This is a genomic window from Nocardiopsis oceani (assembly GCF_054777395.1).
Window position 1 is genome coordinate 23,765 of sequence record NZ_BAAHAR010000057.1, and the last position, 21,457, is coordinate 45,221.

At 69.2% G+C, this 21,457-nt stretch carries 18 protein-coding genes; 11 read left to right on the forward strand and 7 right to left on the reverse strand.

The window, feature by feature from the left end; all coding sequences use genetic code 11:
• The first annotated feature begins 24 nt into the window (after positions 1-24).
• Entirely contained in the window at positions 25-1,698 is a 1,674-nt protein-coding gene (locus ACYVDG_RS28360) for a phospho-sugar mutase (protein ID WP_460760877.1), read from the forward strand.
• A gap of 12 nt (positions 1,699-1,710) precedes the next feature.
• Here ACYVDG_RS28360 and ACYVDG_RS28365 read toward each other — a convergent pair whose 3' ends face one another.
• Positions 1,711-2,214: an Lrp/AsnC family transcriptional regulator gene (locus ACYVDG_RS28365; protein WP_460760881.1), complete on the reverse strand. Its 504-nt coding sequence runs from the start codon at positions 2,212-2,214 to the stop codon at positions 1,711-1,713.
• Between the two features lie 708 nt (positions 2,215-2,922).
• Between ACYVDG_RS28365 and ACYVDG_RS28370 the strand changes: the two genes are divergently transcribed.
• The 10 genes from ACYVDG_RS28370 (at position 2,923) to ACYVDG_RS28415 (ending at position 14,101) form a co-directional block, all read left to right on the forward strand.
• Positions 2,923-3,960, forward strand: a complete 1,038-nt coding sequence (locus ACYVDG_RS28370; protein WP_460760884.1) for a thiamine pyrophosphate-dependent dehydrogenase E1 component subunit alpha — start codon at positions 2,923-2,925, stop codon at positions 3,958-3,960.
• Entirely contained in the window at positions 3,957-4,976 is a 1,020-nt protein-coding gene (locus tag ACYVDG_RS28375) for an alpha-ketoacid dehydrogenase subunit beta (protein WP_460760888.1), read from the forward strand. The genes ACYVDG_RS28370 and ACYVDG_RS28375 overlap by 4 nt, the downstream gene beginning before the upstream one ends.
• A 6-nt stretch (positions 4,977-4,982) precedes the next feature.
• Positions 4,983-5,327 carry a biotin/lipoyl-containing protein gene (locus tag ACYVDG_RS28380; protein ID WP_460760892.1) on the forward strand — a complete coding sequence of 115 codons (345 nt, stop codon included), beginning with the start codon at positions 4,983-4,985 and terminating at the stop codon, positions 5,325-5,327.
• Positions 5,328-5,502: 175 nt separating this feature from the next.
• The gene (locus ACYVDG_RS28385) at positions 5,503-6,234 is read left to right on the forward strand and encodes an alpha/beta fold hydrolase (protein ID WP_460760895.1); all 732 of its coding nucleotides are present in this window, start codon (positions 5,503-5,505) and stop codon (positions 6,232-6,234) included.
• A 339-nt stretch (positions 6,235-6,573) separates the two neighbouring features.
• Positions 6,574-7,626, forward strand: a complete 1,053-nt coding sequence (locus ACYVDG_RS28390) for a BMP family lipoprotein (RefSeq protein WP_460760900.1) — start codon at positions 6,574-6,576, stop codon at positions 7,624-7,626.
• A gap of 200 nt (positions 7,627-7,826) precedes the next feature.
• On the forward strand, positions 7,827-9,434 hold the full coding sequence (locus ACYVDG_RS28395; RefSeq protein ID WP_460760905.1) for an ABC transporter ATP-binding protein: 1,608 nt from the start codon (positions 7,827-7,829) through the stop codon (positions 9,432-9,434).
• Positions 9,431-11,017, forward strand: coding sequence for an ABC transporter permease (locus tag ACYVDG_RS28400; protein WP_460760910.1), 1,587 nt, complete (start codon positions 9,431-9,433; stop codon positions 11,015-11,017). Before ACYVDG_RS28395 ends, ACYVDG_RS28400 begins: the two co-directional genes overlap by 4 nt.
• A complete protein-coding gene (locus tag ACYVDG_RS28405; RefSeq protein ID WP_460760914.1) occupies positions 11,014-12,276 on the forward strand; it encodes an ABC transporter permease in 1,263 nt (420 codons plus the stop codon). The genes ACYVDG_RS28400 and ACYVDG_RS28405 overlap by 4 nt, the downstream gene beginning before the upstream one ends.
• Positions 12,255-12,713, forward strand: coding sequence for a cytidine deaminase (locus ACYVDG_RS28410; RefSeq protein WP_460760917.1), 459 nt, complete (start codon positions 12,255-12,257; stop codon positions 12,711-12,713). Before ACYVDG_RS28405 ends, ACYVDG_RS28410 begins: the two co-directional genes overlap by 22 nt.
• Before the next feature lie 98 nt (positions 12,714-12,811).
• Entirely contained in the window at positions 12,812-14,101 is a 1,290-nt protein-coding gene (locus ACYVDG_RS28415) for a thymidine phosphorylase (RefSeq protein ID WP_460760920.1), read from the forward strand.
• Between the two features lie 168 nt (positions 14,102-14,269).
• Here the strand turns inward: ACYVDG_RS28415 and ACYVDG_RS28420 are convergent, their stop codons facing one another.
• From ACYVDG_RS28420 to ACYVDG_RS28445, 6 genes are all read right to left on the reverse strand, one after another.
• A complete protein-coding gene (locus ACYVDG_RS28420; RefSeq protein ID WP_460760925.1) occupies positions 14,270-15,313 on the reverse strand; it encodes a hypothetical protein in 1,044 nt (347 codons plus the stop codon).
• Between the two features lie 205 nt (positions 15,314-15,518).
• Complete coding sequence (locus ACYVDG_RS28425; protein WP_460760931.1) at positions 15,519-16,085, reverse strand: hypothetical protein; 567 nt, start codon at positions 16,083-16,085, stop codon at positions 15,519-15,521.
• A 113-nt stretch (positions 16,086-16,198) separates the two neighbouring features.
• Complete coding sequence (locus ACYVDG_RS28430; RefSeq protein WP_460760936.1) at positions 16,199-17,713, reverse strand: tripartite tricarboxylate transporter permease; 1,515 nt, start codon at positions 17,711-17,713, stop codon at positions 16,199-16,201.
• The gene (locus ACYVDG_RS28435) at positions 17,713-18,327 is read right to left on the reverse strand and encodes a tripartite tricarboxylate transporter TctB family protein (RefSeq protein WP_460760941.1); all 615 of its coding nucleotides are present in this window, start codon (positions 18,325-18,327) and stop codon (positions 17,713-17,715) included. The genes ACYVDG_RS28430 and ACYVDG_RS28435 overlap by 1 nt, the downstream gene beginning before the upstream one ends.
• Entirely contained in the window at positions 18,324-19,307 is a 984-nt protein-coding gene (locus ACYVDG_RS28440) for a Bug family tripartite tricarboxylate transporter substrate binding protein (protein ID WP_460760945.1), read from the reverse strand. The genes ACYVDG_RS28435 and ACYVDG_RS28440 overlap by 4 nt, the downstream gene beginning before the upstream one ends.
• Before the next feature lie 389 nt (positions 19,308-19,696).
• The gene (locus ACYVDG_RS28445) at positions 19,697-20,221 is read right to left on the reverse strand and encodes a hypothetical protein (protein WP_460760948.1); all 525 of its coding nucleotides are present in this window, start codon (positions 20,219-20,221) and stop codon (positions 19,697-19,699) included.
• Positions 20,222-21,457 lie beyond the last annotated feature (1,236 nt).

Below are 21,457 nucleotides of genomic sequence, written 5' to 3' on the forward strand. Positions count from 1 at the left end.
CTCCCTTCCAGAGAGAGTTCACCGATGACCGACTCCGCCCTCCTCACCCAGGCCAAGGACTGGCTCGACCAGGACCCCGACCCGGTGACCCGGGGAGAACTGGGTGCCCTGCTGGCCCGGGTCGAGGTCGGGGACGGGGAGGCGCTGGCCGACCTCACCGACCGGTTCGCGGCCGGGCTCGAGTTCGGCACGGCGGGACTGCGCGGTGCGCTGGGCGCCGGGCCCAACCGGATGAACCGGGTCGTGGTCATGCGGGCGGCGGCCGGGATCGGGGCGTGGCTCGGGGAGGGCGGCGCGCACGTGGTGATCGGGTACGACGCCCGGCACCGCTCCGCGGACTTCGCCAGGGACAGCGCCGCCGTCCTCACTGGGGCCGGGCACCGGGTCTCCCTGCTGGCCGGTCCGCTGCCCACCCCCGTCCTGGCGTACACCCTGCGGGACCTGGGCGCGGACGCCGGGATCGTGGTGACCGCCAGCCACAACCCTCCCGAGGACAACGGTTACAAGGTCTATGTCGGCGGCGCCGGGGACGACGCGGGAACCCAGATCGTCTCTCCGGTGGACACTGAGATCTCCGCGGCCATCGACGCCGTGGGCCCTGTGGGCGCGCTGCCGTTGGGCGAGGGCTGGACGGTGCTCGGCGACGAGGCGGTGCAGCGATACCTGGCCGCCGTCACCGCGCTGCCGGTGGACGGCGACCGGGACCTCTCGGTCGTCTACACACCCATGCACGGGGTGGGTGGCGAGGTGCTGCTCGAGGCCGCGGAGCGGGCCGGTTTCGACCGACCGGCGGTGGTCGCCGAACAGTTCGACCCCGACCCCGACTTCCCCACGGTGGACTTCCCGAACCCGGAGGAGCCCGGGGCGATGGACCTGGCGGTGGCCCTCGGGGAGTCGGAAGAAGCCGACCTGGTGGTGGCCAACGACCCCGACGCCGACCGGCTGGCGCTCGCCGTGCCCGGACACGGCCTGCTCAACGGGAACGAGGTGGGCGGCCTGCTCGCCGAGTACGTCCTCGACCACACCTCCGGCGACGGCCGGGTCGTCGCGACCTCGATCGTCTCCTCCAGCCTGCTGGGCAAGATCGCCCGGGAGCGGGGCGTGCACTACGAGGAGACCCTGACCGGCTTCAAGTGGCTGGCCCGCGCGGGCGCCACCGGGCAGCGGAGGGTGTTCTCGTATGAGGAGGCCCTGGGTTACTGCGTCGGCGGGGACGGTGGCCGACCCGTGGCCGACAAGGACGGGATCAGCGCCGCGCTCATGGCCCTGTCCCTGGCCGCCCGGGCCAAACGGGAGGGACGCACCCTGGTCGAACTCCTCGACGACCAGGCGCGGAGGTACGGTCTGCACCTCAGCGACCAGTTGTCGGTGCGGGTGACCGAACTTTCGGAGATCTCCGCGGCGATGCGGCGGTTGCGCGCCGAACCGCCCGCCGCGTTCGGTCCCCTGAAGGTGTCGGGGACCGTCGATTTCGCCGGTGGGCACGGGGGTTTGCCACCGACCGACGCGTTGCGTTTCGAGTTGGCGGGCGGTGCGTGGGGGCGGGTGACGCTGCGCCCTTCGGGTACCGAACCCAAGCTGAAGGCCTACGCCGAGGTGGTGTTGAGGGTTGACGGCGACATCGCGGCCATCCGCGCGCGGGGATCGAGACTGCTGTCCGAGCTGATGGCTTCGGTCGCCGAGGTGGTCAGTGAGTGATCCCGGGGACGGTCACTCGCTCTTCTCGGACCGTTCCGAGGGCTCAACGACGGGGCGGTGTACGACCTCGTCGATGACGGTGAGCGTCTGGGTGGACGTCACACCGGGGAGCGACTGAAGCCGGGACAGGATCAGGTCGCGTAGCTGGTTGGTGTTGGCGACGCGGACCAGGAGGACGATGTCCGCCGATCCCACCACGTACCAGCAGTACTCGATCTCCGGGTAGGACGACAGGATCTCCCGGTTGGCCCGCCAGTCGGGTTGGCTGCCCGAGATGAGTACGAGCGCGGTGACGCCGAGCCCCATCTTGGAATGGTCGGTCACCACGGAGTAGCCGCGGATGACCCCCTCGTCGGTGAGCCGCTTGATCCGGTTGTAGGCCGTGGCCCGGGAGACATTGGCCAGTGCGGCGATCTCCGTGATGCCGGTCCGAGCGTCCTTGGCGAGCGCGCTCAGGATGGTCTGGTCGGTCGTGTCCGGCCGCCGGCCGTTCCTACGCTGTTCGCCCATGGCCATGTGCGTGCTCCTCGTGTGCTCTTGTCACAGTGCTCAGCCCTTCGCTGCCGTCATCGACAGGGAGCTAAGGAAGTACCAGGTAAACGTTGTTTTCGTCCATTGGAATCTCAGTCGGCGAGATGCGGTGCGCGTGCCCGTAGGGGTGGGGGTGTCTTGGTAATCGGGGGATTCCGCGCACTGACCTCTCGTACGAACCGACCCACGGTACGTGTGCCGGGGACGTACGACTGTACTCATGGTTGACGCGGTTGATGAGCGGTGGGTTTCCCTGACTGGCCAGTAACTACACCGAACTGTCCAGAATCAGCCAGAAATTCTCGCCTGATCCCTCATTTCGGCCATATTTGTCGTATCCGCAGAGGTATACAGCGACTCTGTGGCTGGGTCCGCTCCGCGCTGGAGGCGACCCCGCGTAGCCGCCATGACACGTAAGGGCGGGGGTCGCGCCTGTCCGTTCGCGACTCCGGATGCCCGGGGGGTGATGGCGATTCGTGATGTTTGGCACGGTGTGTCGTTTTCCCTCGCGGGGGATGGTTGCTACTAGACTATCGCGAACGAAAAAGCCTAGTTCGTTCGCAGATGTATCGACTATTTGGGCTTATCTAGCGAAACTGTCCAGTAGTCCGGAGAATCTAGGTAGGACCTTGACCATCTCCGAGCCCGCGCCGCGCCACCATGCGCGCAGGGCCACGTTGGGAGCCGCTCGACATGCCACCCCAAGAGTCGACGGGCCAGGGCACCATCACCGTGGAGCATCTGCGACCCGAACTCACCCGCGGGCTCTACCGGGACATGCGCACCGCGCGTGACCTGGACACCGAAGCCATCGCCCTCCAACGCCAAGGCGTCTTCCCCGCCTACGTCTCCGTCCGGGGCCAAGAGGCCGCGCAGGTCGGCAGCGCGGCCGCGCTCGACCCCACACGGGACTTCGTTTTCCCCACCTACCGCGAGATGGCCTCCGCCCTCGCCTACGGCGTCGAGATGGTCGGCTACATGGCCACCCACCGCGCACTGTGGCACGGCGGACTCTACGACGTCATGGGTTCCCGCTTCGGAGCCATCAACGCAGTGGTCGGCGGTCCCGTACCCCACGCCGTGGGGTGGGCGGTCGGGGAGAGCCTACGCGGCGACAGCGGTGTGGCCTTGGCCTACTTCGGCGACGGGGCCAGCTCTGAAGGCGACATCCACGAGGCCATGAACTTCGCGGGGGTCTTCACGGCCCCCGTCATCTTCTTCTGCCAGAACAACCAGTGGGCCCTGTCCGTGCCCAATGAGCGCCAGGTCGCCGGCGGTTCCATCGCCGCGCGGGCCGAGGGGTACGGCATGACCGGCGTCCTCGTCGACGGCAACGACGTGGGAGCCGTCCACACCGCCACCGCCAAGGCCGCCGAACGCGCCCGCGAGGGCGGCGGCCCCACGGTCATCGAAGCGCTGACCTACCGCATCGAACCCCACTCCACCTCGGACGACACCGGCCGCTACCGAGACGAGGCCGACGCCGACCGCTGGCGCCGACGCGATCCGCTGGACCTGCTGCGCGCCGCGATGCTCCGAGCCGGGCACGCCGACGAGGAGTACTTCGCCACCGTCGACGCCGAGGCAGCCAAGCGCGCCGAGGAGATCCGGGACGGTGTCGCGGGCGCCCCCGAACCCGACGGATCCGAGCTGTTCACCCACGTCTTCCGGGAGACCACCGAGGAGCTGGCCCGGCAGCGCCGTACCTGGCAGGAAGAGGTCGAGCTGTGACCGAGTTGATCGTACGCACCGACACCTCCACCGACCGCCAGACGGTGGAGGTGTCCATGCAGCAGGCGCTCAACCGGGCCCTGCGCGTCCTGCTCGCCGAGGACCCCGAGGTCCTGCTCTTCGGTGAGGACGTCGGTGCCCTGGGCGGCGTCTTCCGGGTCACCGACGGTCTGCAGAAGGAGTTCGGCGACCAGCGGGTCTTCGACACCCCGTTGGCCGAGTCCGCCATCATGGGTATGGCGGTCGGCCTTGCCATGAACGGCTGGCGGCCCGTCCCCGAGCTCCAGTTCGACGGCTTCGCTTACCCGGCCGTCGACCAGATCATTAACCAGGTGGCGCGCATGAACTACCGCACCCGCGGCGCCGCCCCCATGCCGATCACCTTGCGTCTGCCCTCCTTCGGCGGCATCCAGGCCCCTGAACACCACGGGGAGAGCCTCGAAGCGCTCTTCGCCCACACCCCCGGGCTGAAGGTCGTCGCGCCTTCCGACCCCGGGGAGGCCTACAGCCTGCTGCTGCAGTCCGTGCGCTCCGACGACCCGGTGGTCTTCATGGAGCCCAAGGCCCGCTACTGGGACCGCAGGCCGGTCCAGCTGAGCGAGCCCACCGACCCCATCGGCACCAGCCGCGTGGTCCGTCCCGGCCGCCACGGCACCCTCGTCGCTTGGGGCGCCATGGTGCACAGGTGCCTCCAGGTGGCCGAGCTGGCCGCCGAGGACGGGGTCGAGCTCGAGGTCCTGGACCTGCGCTGGCTCAAGCCCGTCGACGCCGCGGGGCTGGCCGCTTCCGTGGGCCGGACCAAGCGTGCCGTGGTGGTCCACGAGGCGCCGCTCACCGCCGGCCTCGGCGCAGAGGTGGCCACACTCATCACGGACCACTGCTTCCGTGAGCTGGCCGCCCCGGTCCAGCGCGTCACGGGATTCGACGTCCCCTACCCGGCGGGACCGCTGGAGCCCCAGTACCTGCCGACGATCGACCGCATCCTGCTCGCGGTCCAGCGAACCCTGGAGTACTGACCGGACATGGCAGAAGAGAACACTACTTTTACCCTCCCCGACCTGGGAGAAGGGCTGGTCGAGGCGACCGTCCTGGAATGGCAGGTCGCCGTGGGCGAGGAGATCGACCGCAACGATCCGCTGGTGGAGGTGGAGACCACCAAGTCGGCCGTGGTGATCCCCTCACCCAAGGCCGGTCGTGTGATCGAGCTGCACGCCGAGGAGGAGCAGGTCGTTCCGGTGGGCTCGCCTCTGGTCACCTTCGCTGTGGAGGTCGAGGAAAGCGCACCCCAGGCCGGGATCGTCGGAAAGGTGCCCACCGAGGACGCCAAGCCGGCCCGCCGGGTGCGTCTGAAGCCCCCTAGCGACTAGTCCGGTCGGCCAGTCAGGCAACCATTCAGCCAATGGTCCCATGTCTACCGGAGGCCCGTTCGGATGTCGGCACAAACGGAAGGCCCCTTCACGGCTTCCCGTTTATAGAATCATCTGAATGGGCCTCCGTTCTCCTCCATCAAATCCCGACCCCCGCAATAGGACGGAAGGATTCATGACCGCGAATCTCACCGGAGGCGTGACAATGCGCTATGTGGATTTGCCTCCGCAGGAGCCGAAGAGTGCCGTCCCGGTGCTTCTGTTGCACGGTTTCGGGACCAACTTCGGCATGAATTGGCGGGACGCCGGCTGGCCCCGCGTACTCGGCACCGCGGGCCGCCGATTGATCGGCCCGGACCTGCGCGGCCACGGGGCCAGTGACAAACCCACCGAAAGCCGTCTCTACCTGCCCGAACACTTCGTCGCGGACATCCTGTCCGTGCTCGACGAGCTCGGTGTCGACAGGGTCGACGCGGTCGGCTACTCCATGGGTGCCCGCTTGGCTTGGGAGCTCGCTCTCGTCGCCCCGGAACGGGTACGCCGCCTGGTCCTGGGCGGGTTCGGTCCGGGTGACGTCCTCGCCGGACTGGACACGGAGCGGCCGGGGGCCGGAGACAGCTCCTTTGACCAGGTCTACCGAGCGGTGGCCGGGATCCCCGGCAACGACGAGGAGGCCCTCGCCGCCTGTGTCCGGGGCCAGGCCTCCCGGCCCTTCCAAGAGACTCCGCGCCCAGAGGGCATGCCCCTGCTGTTCGTCTCCGGTGCCGGGGACACCGTCGCCGAAGGGGCGGCCGAGCTGGCCGAACGCTGCGGCGGCTCGCACGTGGAGATCCCCGGCCGCGACCACCTCAACGCGGTCTCCTCCAGGGTCTTCAAACAGGCCGTCGTGGACTTCATCGACGGCTAGAGGCCGGGCAGCACAGTGGGTTAGGCCGGTCTAGACCGGGTGGGCGCGACGTGGGATTGTCACCATCGGTGAAGGTCACGGCACTACCGGTCGCATTAACGGGTTTTTCAGGGAGAACGGGAGGTCAAAAACAGCGAATAGGGCCCTGACCGCCACGGCCCGGTGTGCTGTTGGTAACTTCCAGGTAAGGCACCGTGTCACTCTGCTCTCGCCTTCATAACAACTCCGTCCGTTGGTTAGGTGTACTTTCGGCCAGCGGATATCGTCCGGCAGCAGAACTCAGGTCGGTTCCGCACGGAATGCGGGCCCGCTGAGAGGGCGAAGGGGAGAGTTACCGAAGTGAAGCGCAGCAACACAGCCAAGTTCGCCGCGGTCGCCGCGGCGGGCGTGCTGGTACTCACCGCGTGCGACGACGCGGCAGACAACGGCGACAACGGTGGCGGCGGCGCCGAGGAAGCCTCCGACATCAGCGTGGGTCTGGCCTACGACGTCGGCGGTCGCGGCGACCGCTCGTTCAACGACTCCGCCTACCGGGGCCTGGAGCGGGCGGCCGACGAACTCGGCGTGGAGACCCAGGACTTCGAACCCACCGACGGCGAGCCCGAGTCCGCCAAGGAAGAGCGCTTGGCGACCATGGCCGAGGAGGGCTTCGACCTCATCCTCGGTGTCGGCTACGCCTACGCCGAACCCGTCCAGGCCGTCGCGGACGACTACCCGGACGTCCACTTCGCGATCGTGGACTCCGAGATCGAGGACTTCGACAACGTCACCAGCCTGGTCTTCGCGGAGGAAGAGGCCTCCTTCCTGGCGGGTGCGGCCGCGGCGCTGAGCACAGAGGACGACCACGTCGGCTTCGTCGGCGGTGTCGAGGTTCCGCTGATCCTCAAGTTCCAGGCCGGCTTCGAAGCCGGGGTGGAACACATCGACTCCGCCATCGACGTCGAGGTCGACTACCTGAGCCAGCCGCCGGACGACAGCGGCTTCGGTGACCCGGCCCGAGGCCGCGAGGTCGCCCAGGCCCAGCACGACCGCGGCGCAGACGTCATCTACCACGCTGCCGGCGCCTCGGGTAACGGCATCCTCGAGGCCGCCGTCGAAAACGACTTCACCTTCATCGGTGTCGACAGCGACCAGTACGAGAACGCCGATGAGGAGCAGCAGCCGCACGTGCTCACCTCCGCCATCAAGCAGGTGGACGTCTCGGTGTTCGAACTCGTCGGCGACGTCGTCGAGGGCACCCAGGAGGGCGGCCTCCAGCGCTTCGACCTCTCCGACGGCGGTGTCGACTACACCACCTCCAACGAAGAGGCGATCGCCCCGCTCGAGGAGGAGCTCGAGGAGCTCAAGGCGCAGATCGTCGACGGTGAGATCGAGGTTCCGACCCAGCCGTAGCGGGCACGGAGCACCACAGCACCGGAGCGGGCACCGGGCCCGCTCCGGGTCGATCATGAAACGGGGCCGGAGGGAACCGGGGAGAGGACACCCCCGGGAGCTTCGGCCCTGACCCGGTAGCCGCACCGCGACGAAGGCGTCCGGCCGTAGCCGTCCCAGGCCCGTCCGCGCCCCGCCGCACCTTCCCAACGAGGAGTCTGATGAGCAGCACGCCATCGGGCGGCGGGTCGAACGAACCCCCCGCCGTTGAGCTGCGCGGGATCACCAAGCGTTTTCCCGGCGTCGTGGCCAACCACGACATCGATATCACCGTGGCTCCCGGCACCGTGCACGCCATCGTCGGCGAGAACGGTGCGGGCAAGTCCACGCTGATGAAGACCCTGTACGGCATGCACCGGCCGGACGAGGGACACATCTACGTCCGCGGCGTGGAGGTACGCCTCAACTCGCCGTCCGACGCCATCAAGCACGGCATCGGCATGGTGCACCAGCACTTCATGCTGGCCGACAACCTCACGGTCCTGGAGAACGTGGTCCTGGGCGCCGAACGCCGCTTCGGCATCGGCAACCGGGCCCGCGCCCGCATCCGCGAACTGTCCGGCCAGTACGGACTGGGTGTCGACCCCGACCGCCTCATGGAGGATCTCGGTGTCGGTGACCGCCAGCGCGTGGAGATCCTCAAGGTCCTCTACCGCGGCGCGGACACCATCATCCTGGACGAGCCCACCGCCGTCCTCGTCCCGCAGGAGGTCGACGAACTCTTCGACAACCTGCGCGAACTCAAGCGCGAGGGCCTGACGGTCATCTTCATCTCGCACAAGCTCGACGAGGTCCTGTCGGTCGCCGACGAGATCACCGTCATCCGGCGCGGCACCACCGTCGCCACGGCCGACCCGCGCACCACCACCGCGCGGGATCTGGCCACCTTGATGGTCGGCGGCGAGCTGCCCGTCCCGGAGCTGCGCGAGTCCACCGTCACCGACCACGTGGTCCTGTCCCTGGACGGGGTCACCGTGGCCTCCACCGAGGGGCGCCCCGTGGTGGACGGCGTCAGCGTGGACATCCGCCGGGGCGAGATCGTCGGTATCGCCGGGGTCGAGGGCAACGGCCAGTCCGAGCTGATCGAGTCGGTCATGGGTATGCGCCAGCTCGCCTCGGGACGCATCACCCTGGAGGGGGAGGACATCACCTCCTGGTCGACCCTGCGGATCCGCGAGGCAGGGGTGGGTTACATCCCCGAGGACCGGCACCGCCACGGCGTGCTGCTGGAGTCCCCGCTGTGGGAGAACCGCATCCTCGGTCACCAGAGCAAGGCGCCCAGCGTCCGGGGGCCCTGGATCAACCGTCCGGGGGCCCGTGCCGACTCCGAGCGCATCGTCGCAGAGTACGACGTGCGCACCCCCAACATCGATGTCATCGCCGATGCACTGTCCGGTGGTAACCAGCAGAAGTTCATCATCGGCCGGGAGATGAGCGGCAACCCGCGCTTCCTCGTCGCCGCGCACCCCACACGGGGTGTGGACGTGGGCGCGCAGTCCGCGATCTGGGAACAGCTGCGCGAGGCCCGGGCCGCCGGTCTGGCGGTCCTGCTGATCTCCGCGGACCTCGACGAGCTCATCGGCATGTCCGACACGCTGCACGTGATCCTGCGGGGCAGCCTGGTGGCGGAGGCCGACCCGGCCACCGTCACCCCGGAGCAGCTGGGTTCGGCCATGACCGGTGCCGGGCTGGGCGGTGGCACGGACAACGCAAGTGACAGCGGTGCCGAGAAGGGCACCGACCGAGACGAGAACGAGGGCGGCGCATGAGTATCCTCCCCCGCCCCAACACGACCCTGTCGGGCCCCTCTGCCAGCCTGATCGCGGTCGTCCTGGGCACCGGCGTCACTGTGGCGCTCGATCTGGCGCTGCTGTGGTGGGTGGCGCTCATCATCGGTGTGGTCGTGGCCTTCGCCTTCGTGGTCTGGTCCGCGTCCCTGGTTCCCGACGAGAGGCGGGCCGGGGCCGACGGCACCAAGGAGGAGGGGACCGCCCTCCACAACACCCTGGTCGTCCCCACCGCACTGGTGCTGTCCGTGGTCGGCGGCCTGATCATCGCCTGGCTGCTCGACCTCCAGCTGCTCGAGTGGGTGGCGGCCTTGATCGGCGCGGCCGCGGGTTCCGCACTGGCTTTCCTGCTTTTCCACCGCCTGTCGGCGATGCTGGCTCTGTCGTTCGCGGCGGTCGCCACCGCCGGTGTCATCGCAACCGGTGTCACCGCGGCGGTCCTGCACTTCAGCGGCATCCCGCCGCTGGCCACCTTCGACCGCATGGTCGAGTACGGCACCCGGCCCAACAGCCTGGTGCAGATCATCAACGACAGCATCACGTACTACCTGGCCGCAGTGGCGGTGGCGATCGGCTTCAAGATGAAGCTGTTCAACATCGGCGTGGACGGCCAGTACCGGCTCGCGGCACTGATGGCCGCGACGGTCGGTGGCTACGTCATGCTGCCGCCGGTGATCAGCCAGATCCTCGTCATCGCCACCGCCATCGCCGTCGGCGGTCTGTGGGCGGGCATCGCCGGCTACCTCAAGGTGGCCCGCGGTGTCTCCGAGGTGATCTCGACGATCATGCTCAACTCGATCGCCACCGGTATCACCGCCTACCTGCTGACCGAGGGCCGCCTCGCGGTCGAGATCAGCACCAACAACATCGGCACCCCGCCGATCCCCGAGTCCGGCTGGGTCCCCGGCATCCCGGCGACCTTCCTCGGCTCGGAGCAGGAGATCTACGGTCTGGTGCTCCTGGCCGTCGCGGTCGGCATCGGCTACTGGGTCATGCTCAACCGCACCCGCTTCGGCTTCGAGTTGCGGGCCACCGGCCAGTCGCAGACCGCGGCCGAGGCCAGCGGCGTGAACGTCAAGAAGATGGTCTTCCTGTCCATGCTCTTCTCGGGCATGGTCGCCGGCCTGGTGGGCCTGCCCCAGCTGCTCGGCAGTTCGCACTACTACGCGCTCGACTTCCCGGTGGGTCTCGGGTTCATCGGTATCGCCATCGCGCTGCTGGGCCGCAACCACCCGGTGGGCATCGTCTTCGCCTCGCTGTTCTGGGCCTTCCTGAACCAGGCGGCCGGCATCCTGCCCTTCGACGGCATCCCGGAGGAGATCGCGGTCATCGCGCAGGCCACCATCGTCCTCACGGTCGTCGTGGTCTACGAGATCGTGCACCGCTGGGGCCGTCGCTACCAGCAGCAGCAGATCGGCAGTCAGCTCGGTACGACAACAGAGCCCACCCCGGAGCCCGAGGCCGTGTCGCACGGCAGCGGCCCGGACCAGGCTTCCGCCGAGGGCGGCGAGGGTGACGACGGCACCCCCGGCACCGACGGCAAGCGCGGCGGGGAGGCACAGTGAGCCAGGAACTCAACGTGATGGAACCGGTGGAGAAGACTCCACTGCGTCCCAAGGGCTGGGCGCGCTGGCGCGTGCTCACCCTGCTGATGGCGGTGTTCGTGTCCCTGGCGGGCCTGCGGGTCATCACCGGCCAGGACATGCTCACCGACGCGGGCACGGTCCGCACCACGCTGATCTTCGCGGTCCCGATCGGTCTGGCCGCCCTGGGCGGTCTGTGGGCCGAGCGCGCGGGCATCATCAACATCGGCCTCGAAGGCATGATGATCTTCGGGACCTGGTTCGGCGCCTACTTCGCGTGGAGCACCGACAACCCGTGGATCGGCCTGTTGGCCGGAACCCTGGGCGGCATGGTCGGCGGCCTCATGCACGCCGTGGCCACGGTCACCTTCGCCGTGGACCACATCGTGTCCGGTGTGGCGATCAACATCCTCGCCTTGGGCGCGATGCGCTACCTGTCGATCCTCGTGTACGAGGGTGTGCAGGGCGCGGGCGCGGCGCAGTCGCCGACGGCCCCGTCGTTCCCGGTCATCCAAGTCCCCTGGCTGCCCGATGCCTTGTCACCCGTAGCGGACAGCGGGATCTTCCTGGTCAGCGACTTCGCCGCGCTGATCATCGGTCTGACCACGCGCATGTCGGCACTGACGCTCATCGCGATCCTGATGATCCCACTGACCTACCTGGTGCTGTGGCGGACCACCTTCGGCCTGCGCCTGCGCTCGGTCGGTGAGAACCCCAACGCGGCCGAGTCGCTCGGTGTGCCGGTGTACACGTTCAAGTACATCGCCGTGGTCATCTCCGGCGGACTCGCCGGTATGGGCGGCGTGTTCCTCGCGATCGTCGCCTCGCAGATCTACCAGGAGGGGCAGACCGGCGGCCGCGGCTACATCGGCCTGGCCGCGATGATCTTCGGTAACTGGCGGCCCGGCGGGCTGGCGATGGGTGCCGGCCTGTTCGGTTACACCGACGCCCTCCAGGTGCGCGGCGGCGGCGCGGCCATCCACGCCCTGCTGCTGCTCCTGGCCGTGGTCCTGCTGGTGGTGGCCGTGTGGCAGGTCCGCAAGGACCGCAAGGGCATCGCGGTCGCCGGTGCCCTCACCGGGATCCTGCTGCTGGTCTGGTACTTCAGCACCGATTCGCTGCCGCGCGAGCTGGCCACCTACAGCCCCCACATCGCCACGCTGCTCGTCCTGTCGTTGGCCTCCCAACGCCTGCGGCCACCGGCGGCCATCGGTAAGCAGTGGCGGGCGAGCCGGTCATGACCGCGCCCGACGTGAACCGGCCCGACCCGGACAGGGTGGACGCTGCCGGAACAGACGTGGACTGGGCGGCCCTTCGGGAGGCCGCCCGGGAGGCCATGGGCCACGCGTACGCGCCCTACTCGAACTACCCCGTGGGTGCGGCCGCGCTGGTCGACGACGGCAGGACCGTCAGCGGCTGCAACGTGGAGAACGCCTCGTACGGCGTGGGCCTGTGCGCGGAGTGCGGTCTGGTCAGCGCCCTGCACACCTCCGGGGGCGGGCGCCTGGTCGCGTTCAGCTGCGTGGACGGCCGGGGCCAGACCCTGATGCCGTGCGGCCGCTGCCGCCAGCTGCTGTACGAGCACGGCGGGCCGGAGCTGCTGGTGGACACGCCCGAGGGGATCCTCCCCATGGAGCGCGTTCTGCCGCAGGCTTTCGGGCCGCACAACCTCACCTGACGAGCGAAGCACCATCGGGCGTCTCCCCGGTCGCCGGTCCGCGGCGGCCGGGGAGACGTTTCTCCATCCACTTTTCCATCCACGGGAAGGACAATGACATGGACGTCATCGAGATCATCCGGGCCAAGCGCGACGGGGGAGTGCTCACCCCGGAGCAGATCGACTGGGTGATCGGGGCCTACACCCGTGGAGAGGTGGCCGAAGAGCAGATGTCGGCTCTGGCGATGGCGGTCTTCCTGCGCGGTATGGACCGCGGGGAAGTGGGCCGGTGGACCGCGGCGATGCTGTCCTCGGGGGACCGGCTGGACTTCTCCGACCTGGAGCGGCCCACGACCGACAAGCACTCCACCGGCGGGGTCGGCGACAAGATCACCCTGCCGCTCACGCCCACGGTCGCCGCCTGCGGCGCCGCGGTGCCGCAGCTGTCCGGCCGCGGGCTTGGCCACACCGGCGGCACCCTGGACAAGCTGGAGTCGATCCCCGGGTGGCGGGCGTCACTGTCCACCGACGAGATGCGCCGGGTGATCACCGAGACCGGCGGCGTGATCTGCGCGGCCGGGTCCGGCCTGGCCCCGGCCGACCGCAAGCTCTACGCGCTGCGCGACGTCACCGGCACCGTGGAGTCGATCCCGCTCATCGCCGGGTCGATCATGAGCAAGAAGCTCGCCGAGGGCACCGGATCGCTGGTGCTCGACGTCAAGGTGGGTTCGGGCGCGTTCATGAAGGACCGGACCTCCGCCCGGGAACTGGCCCGCACCATGGTGGACATCGGCAACGACTACGGGGTGCGCACGGTCGCGCTGCTCACGGACATGGCCACGCCCCTGGGACGACAGGTGGGCAACGCACTGGAGGTCGCCGAAGCGGTCGAGGTGCTCTCCGGCGGCGGTCCGGCGGACGTCGTGGAGCTCACGGTGGCCCTGGCCGGGGAGATGCTGGCGGCGGCCGGGCTGACTCCCGGTGAGAACGGGGTGAAGGACCCGGCAGAGGCCCTCAAGGACGGCAGTGCCCTGGAGTCCTGGAAGGCGCTGATCCGGGCACAGGGCGGTGACCCGGACGCGCCGCTGCCCGAGGCGGCCGAACGCCGCGTGGTGCTGGCCCCGTCGAGCGGGGTGCTGACCAGGTTGGACGCCTACCAGGTCGGGCTGGCAGCCTGGCGATTGGGCGCGGGTCGGGCCCGCAAGGAGGACGCAGTCTCCTTCGGCGCCGGGGTGACCTTGCATGCCAAGCCGGACGAGGCGGTCAAGACGGGCGAGCCCCTGTTCACGCTGCATACGGACGAGCCGGAACGCTTCGACCAGGCCGCCGAGGCTTTGGAAGGGGCTTTCGACATTGAGGGCGCCGCGGCCGGGAGTGGACGCTCACTGGTCATCGAACGGATCGCCTGACCCACCGCGGTCGGGTAGGGAAACCGCGGTGCTGTGGCCCAGCGCGGAAACGGACATGGGGCGGCATCCGATCCAGCCCCCAAGCTCTGTGTCCAGCCCTTCAGGCGAGGTTCGGGCGAGGCCGTTGGAGTCGGTGCTCAGCAGCGTAAGGATCCCTGGAGCCGCGGGTCATTCCAACGGTTCCGCCGCGGTGAGGGTTCGCCCGGCGGACAGGGCCGCACGCACACTCTCGTCCCTGGTTTCGGCCAGCGCGCGCACATCGAAGGCCGAGCGCAGGTACTCACTGCTGTGCAGGTTCGAGGCCGATTCCCGAACCAGAGCCCCGTAGGCCTCGTCGCGGGTGAGTGTCCGCTGGACCTGGTCCCACTCCCGCTGCCGGGTGACCGCGAGCGCGATCTTGTCCCCGTAATCGCTGATCTCGGCTACCCGCCGTTGTGCGTTGGCCATGGCGGCCCGCACCGCCTCGAACTGTGGTCGCATGGCTTCCAGGACGGTCGACGAGACCGCTTCCTCGGCCCGGAGCCCCAGGTCCTCGCGGAGCGGGGTCTGCTTGCAGAGAAACCGGGCCAGCTGCCACTCCTGCTCGGCGAGGACACGGCGGGCCTGGGCGACGTCGAAGAGGTCGCCGAGTTCGGCGGAGTCCCGCTCCATGTCGTTCCGGACCCGTTGGACCCGCCGGAGCAGCTCTTGCTCCTCGTCGCCGAAGTCCAGGGGTACGAGGTAACGGCCGTGGTGGATCGAGGGTAGGCGGTGGTCGTGATCGCGCAGGGCCAGGAAGGCGGTACTGGCCAGCCCGGCGAGCGCGGTGACGGCCGTGATCACGATGACAACGCCCAAGGGGCCCAGCCAGACCACCGAGGCGATGACTGCGGCCGCCGCGATGAGATACAGCGTCCCCCACACGCCGCCCTTTTCGAGGAAGACGTACACGGCACCGACCCCCAGCAGAGCGAGGCCGGCGAGTGCCAACTGGGGCAGGAAAAGCAGGGCTAGCACGCCGACGCCGGCAGCGACGGCCGCGGTGGCCAGAACGCCGACAACGGCGACCGCCACACGGGAGAGCGTGGTCGGCATGCGTGTGTACTGCGGGACTTCGTCCGAGAGCAGGAGCCGACTGGGGCGGGCTTTGAGCTTCGCTGTGCTCGCAGGGTCGAGAGCGGGGTCGAAGACCGGCGACAGGTCGCCGCCGAAGCTGTGGGGGGCGTCGGCCACGGGGTGCCCTCTCCAAGGCGCTGGCGGGTACTGGACAGTGCGGCTGGATAACCGTTCGTGTCTGAGTCTGCCTTGCCTGGGCCGGAGCGGGAAAGCGGGCGAGGCGCACCTGTGGACAACTCTGCACACGCCGCCCCGCCCTGGGAGCGCCTGAAGCGCACCTCCCAGTGGCGTGGGTGCTTGCGGGCGAAAAAGCGCTAGGGCTCTACTCCATCATGGGCGGCATCATCTGCTCGGCGCCCTCGGGAATCAGGAAGTACGCGACAGCGGCGGCGATCACGAACAGGACACCGACGATCGTCGCCGCGGTGCCCGTCCAGCGGGCCCAGGGACGGGTACCGATGTTGGTCAGGGCGAGGGCCAGGGTCGAGAACAGAACGGTCAGCAGGGCCGCCGCACCGCCCACCATGACCTGGGTCTCGATCTGGGCGACCTGCTCGGGGCCGATGGGCTGGCCGCCGACCAGGATCATGCTGGTGAGGATCTCCAGCAGCTGGCCGGAGAACACGGTCACGGCGAGCATGACCATGGCGACGATGCTCAGGGTCTCGGCGGAGAAGGCGCCGGCCGGCTTGGGCTCGGCCGGAGCGGCCTCGAACTCCTCGAAGTCCAGCTCGGGTTGCCCGTCGGCCGGGGCCTCGGAGCCTTCTGCGGTCTCCGTGTTCTCAGGGGCCTCGGTCGCGACACCCGGCTCGAATTTCGGCTGGGCACCGCCCTCCGGCGATCTCGTGGTGGTCTCGGGACTGGTGTTGTCTTCTGGTGTGGTACTCACGCGGCCAACGTACCCCCGTGATGGAGTAAGCGGGACCTAAGAATCGCCTGATCAGCCCGGGGATGGTCACGGTTCCGTTGGGCAGTGCGCGCCCGGCCCAACGGAACCGCCGTTCAGGTCCGGTCGGTGCTCGACTCGGGGGCGACGGTGCGGCGCTGTGCCCACCGGCGCCCCACGGCCACGAGCATGAGGACGGCGATCACGGCGATGATGCCGCTGGAGACCGGACGGGTGACGAACACGGAGAAGTCACCGCCCGAGATCAGCAGCGACTGCCGCAGCGAAACCTCGAGGATGCCGCCGAGGATGAAGGCCAGCACCAGCGGGCCCACCTCGTATCCGAATTTGCGCATGGCGTATCCCACCAGCCCGAAGACCAGTACCACGACCATGTCGAAGACCCGGTTCTGGACCGTGTACACACCGATCAGCATCACGACCACGGCGACCGTGGACAGGATCGTGATGGGGATGCGCAGGACCTGCACGAAGGCGCCGATGAGCGCGGTGTTGAAGAGCAGGAGGAGCACGTTGCCCACGAACATCGAGGCGATGACACCCCAGAAGACGTCGGGCTGGTTGGTCATCAGGGTCGGCCCGGGGGTGATGCCCTGGATCAGCAGGGCGCCGTACAACAGGGCCAGGACGACGTTCGGCGGGATGCCCAGGGTGAGCAGCGGCACGAATGCTGTGGTGGAGCCGGCGTTGCTGGCCGCCTCGGGTCCCGCCACACCCTCGATCGCACCCTTGCCGAAGCGCGAGGGGTCCTTGGCCCGCCGCTTCTCCAGGACGTACGACGCCATCGACGACACCACGCTGCCTCCGCCCGGGAGGAGCCCCAGGACACTGCCGAGGGCGGTGCCGCGGGCCAGGGCCCCGCGTGCCAGGCCGAAGTCGCTGCGACTGGGGATGATCCGGCCGATCTTGTGCTTGATCCGGGTGCCGGTGGGGCTCTTGTCGATGTTGTAGAGCACCTCGCCCAGCCCGAACAGGCCCATCGCGATCGGGATGAAGTCCAACCCGGCGAGCAGGCTCGTGGTGTCGAAGGTGAACCGGGGCTCCCCGGAGATCGGGTCCAGGCCCACGGCGGTCAGGAACAGGCCCAGGCCCGCGGCGACCAGGGCCCGGCCGATGGAGACGTTGCCCATGTAGGCCACGAGCAGAACCCCGGCCAAGGCGATCAGCGTGTACTCCGGCGGGCCGAAGCTCAGGGCGACCCCCGCGAGCAGGGGCGCGAGCACCACGAGGAAGACGGTCGCGGTCATCCCGCCCGCGAAGGAGCCCAGGGCCGCGATACCCAGGGCCGGCCCGGCCCGTCCCTGCTGTGCCATCGGGTAACCGTCGAAGGTGGTCACCACCGAGGAGGCCTCGCCCGGGATGCGCAACAGGACCGAGGTGATGGTGCCGCCGTAGACCGACCCGTAGTAGATCCCGGCGAGCAGGATGATGGCGGTGGCCGGCTCCAGTACGTAGGTGAGCGGGAGCAGCAGCGCGATCGTCGCGGTCGGGCCCAGCCCTGGGAGGACCCCGATGAGCGTTCCGATGAACACGCCGAGGGCCACGAACAGGAGGTTGGTCGGTTGCAGGGCCACCTGGAAGCCCTGCAGGACGCTGTCGAGGTGCTCCATCAGGGCGTTCCTTCCAGGAGGGCGATGAGGGGGTCGGCGGGCAGGGGGACGTCGAGGCCGTACACCAGGCCGACGGTGAGCGCCGCGGTCACCACCAGCGCCGTCGGGACCGTGGTCACCCAGCGCATCCCGGCCAGGAGGCGGAACCACAGGACGAGGACGGCCAGGACCGGCAGGACCAGCCCGAGGACGGCGAACAGTGCGATGAAGCCCGCGATGCTTGCCAGTGCCAGCAACAGGCGCCCCGGGTTGTGGCTGAACTTCTCCGGGGTGGGCTCGTCTCGGACGGGTGATCGGATGGCGAAGGCGGCGAGCAGGATCAGCGCACCGGCGGCGAGCGGCCAGAAGCCCGGACCTGGCTCCTGCACGGTGCCCGGGTCCAACATGATGGACCCCGCCACCACGAGGCCGCCGAACACGGCCCACACGGTGCGCTGCGGCCAGGCCGCCCAAGCGAGCGGGTGAGCGTGTTCCTCGGTCGCCTCCTTCGGACGGTCGGACTCTTGCTGGTCGGACTCTTGGGTCTCGGGCGGGGACCCGTTCTCCCTGGCGCCCGGTTCCTGGTCGCTGAGTTCCCGGGAAACGGCCCCGTCACCCTTGTGCGTTCCGCTCACGACTCCTCCTCCGTGATCAGGTCGAGGAAGCTCTCGTGCATCTCGTCCATGGTTCGTCGGCTCAGTTCCGAGGAGGTGGGGTGGTCGTTGGAGACGTAGTCCTCGCCCAGAGCCTCCGACAGTTGTGGGGACTCCGCGCAGTCGCGGGTGTGCCCTTCCAGGAGTTCCACGAGGTCCTCAGGGGTGTCGGCGGGCAGGAGCGGGAACCAGTAGGAGTCGGAGAGCGGGAGCCCCTCGTACCCCAGCTCATCGAACGTGGGTGCGTCCGGGATGTGCGGCATACGCTCGCTGCCGGCGGAGGCCGACACCTGTAGGCCGCTCTCCTCCAGCTGTTCCATGACCTCGAGGGAGCTCTCGGTGAAGACCGCGTCGACGTCCCCGGCCCGGAGCGCGTTGATCGCGGGCGCCGAGCCCTCGTAGGGGACCGCGCGTACCGGGGCGCCCATCACGTCCCGGAACAGGTTCAGCGTCTGGTGCGGTGCGCTCAGTGCGCCGGGGGTGGAGACCACGAGGGCCTCGTCCCGGTCCAGGAAACCGGGCTCGACCTCTTCGTGCAGTTCGGGTGGGGTGATGAGGACCGAAGGTGCCATGGAGACCTCGTTCAGCGGGGTGAAGTCGTCCTTGTCGTAGCCCACGGTCGAGACCCTCAGGGGTACGACCACGGGGCCGCTCGTGGTCACCATCGCCATGGTGTGGCCGTCGGCGTCGGCACTGAGCAGGTCGTTGAGGGCGATCGCCTGGCTTCCGCCCGGTTTGTTCTCCACCACGACCTCGCGGTCTAGGGCCTGGCTGAGGCACTGGGCGAAGACCCGGGCGATGGTGTCGGTGCCCCCGCCCGGGGCGAATCCCACGAGCATGGTGATGGGGCGTTCCGGGTAGTCCGCCGCGTCAACGGTGCTCTCGTCTCCGCCACAGGCGGTCGCGGTCAGGGACAGAGCGGCCGCGGCCGCCAAGGCGGTCAGGGCCGGTCGTCGTGTCATCGGTGCGCCTTTCCTGATGACTGGTGTGCGGGGTCGCGCCCACCGCGGGTAGGCGCGTGGCGTGGACCTTGGAGCGGGGTCCATCGGCAGGCCGGAGACGCCCCTTCCTGGGCGTCGTTGTCCGGGAAGGGCTCCGGAGGGTGGAGGCTTCGGAAGGGCAGTAACCTACCGGTGTTAGGTTTATGTGATTCTAAGCACGTGTTCAGTGACGGGGCAAGGGTGGACATCTGCCCCATGAGCACCACCGGATTCATTGAGCACCGGGGTTTGGGGTCCAGGCGCGCCTCATGGCCGCACATTCTGAGGTCGGCCGGGGTGCGGCCCCGGGGCAAAAAATCGGCCCCGCCGTCGGGCGGGGCCGCTGTGGAATCGAGTCGGTCGGCGTCCGGTCAGGGTGCGGACAGCACCACGTACGAGAGCACGGTGAGGATCACGAGTAGAACGCCGACCAGTACCGTCGCCGCGGCCAGGTGGCGGGCCCACGGGCGGGTGCTCTCGCCGGTCCGGACCAGGGCGACGGCCCCGCACACCACGGCCAGGGCGGAGAACAGGCCGGCGCCGGTCAACTGCCCCTGGACCTGGGCGTTGAGGGTGCCCTCGGCGCCGATCAGGGTCTGCTGATTGAAGATCCCGATCAGCTGGGTGGACAGCACCGTCGTAGCCAGAAGCAGGAGCCCGGCGATACTGAAGGTCTCGGGTCCGAAGAGTCCCGAGGGGCGTGGGGCGGGGCGTCCGGAGAGGAAGGCATCGCTCGCCGCGTTGTCTGCCTCGGAGGCCTGAGGGCTCTTCGCGCTACCGGGCTTGTCGGTGCCGTCCGAGGTCTCGGTTTTTCCGGAGGTCTCAATCCTGCCGGAGGCCTCGGTGGTGGGGGAGGGGTCAGGGGTGGGTGCGGTGTCGTCTGAGGAGGTACTCACCCGCGTCAAAATACCGCCCGCTTTTCCCGAATCCGCTGTCTGTAACGGGTTGATTGCGGCCGGTTCCGGCCATCTCGCTCTGAGTGACTGGCGGATATGCGGTGTGCACCATCAGGTGGCGTCCGTGGCCGGTGGTCTTCTAGCGCGTGTTGAACCCGTGGGCTTGGCCGCCCTCGCTGCTCTTGGTGGACTGGGGTGGGGTCGCGTGGGTGGCGAGTCCGCGTGGATGGGGCTCGGGGTGGGTGGGGGTTTGTTGTTGGGCGCGGGTGGTTCCCTGGTGGTGCGGGTGGTTGCCCCGTTTCCTGCCGCTTGATGGTGGCCGTCTCCGCTGCGCGCGTCAAGGTCGTCGCCGTCGAAGCGCTGGCGCGCTATCTCAGGCGCTCCACCTTGACCCGCTTCGCTGCGACGGCGGGTCGGCGGCAGTCAGGAAACGGGGGACGTGTGGTCGGGGCCCTGAAGGGGCCCTTCGGGCCCCGGACCTGCGGCCCGGTAGGCCGGGTGCCCCGGCCCTCCGGCCGTGGCCGGCCGGATTCCTGCCCGTCCGTCTGGCTTCTTCGGCCAGCGCGTCGCAATCCAGTGACCAGCCGGCGACGAAGGACCCGAGCAGGCCGGGCGCATGGCGGAGCGCGTCCCACCGGTCTTTCGGTCAGGGGTGGGCCCCCTTTCCAACGATGATCTTGCCCCTGTCTCAACCCTCGACGGCCGAGGGTGGAGCTCTGGGCAAGATCATCGGGGATGAACCGGTTTCGGAAGCAACGGACACCCCCACCGGGCCGGTTTCGGACACCAGGGCCACCCCGGGGCACCCTCACTACCCCGGTGGAGGCACCCGGGACACCGACCCCCCGCCCAGAAGCACCCGGGGGCCGGTGAGCCCCCTCCCTGGAGGCAATCTCGGCGCCCATAATGCCTCCAACAGGGGGGCTCACCGCCCGACCCACCCCGCACCCGCCCGACCCACCCCGCACCCGGCCGGGCCACCGACCCCCACATGACCAGGCCACCACCGAGCCGCCAGGCCGGTGGGACGCGCCCAGCCACCCAGGCACCTGTTCGGGCTCTTCGTCGCCGGCCGGCCACTGGATTGCGACGCGCCTGCCGACACAACCAGTGAGGGGCCCTGCTGTTTCCGGACAGGCTTTGAACCGCCTGTCTCACGCGGCCAGTCGCATCTCCTGATGCGCCGCGTAAATCTCCGCGGGCGTGTTGTATCCCAACGCGGAATGAAGACGCCTG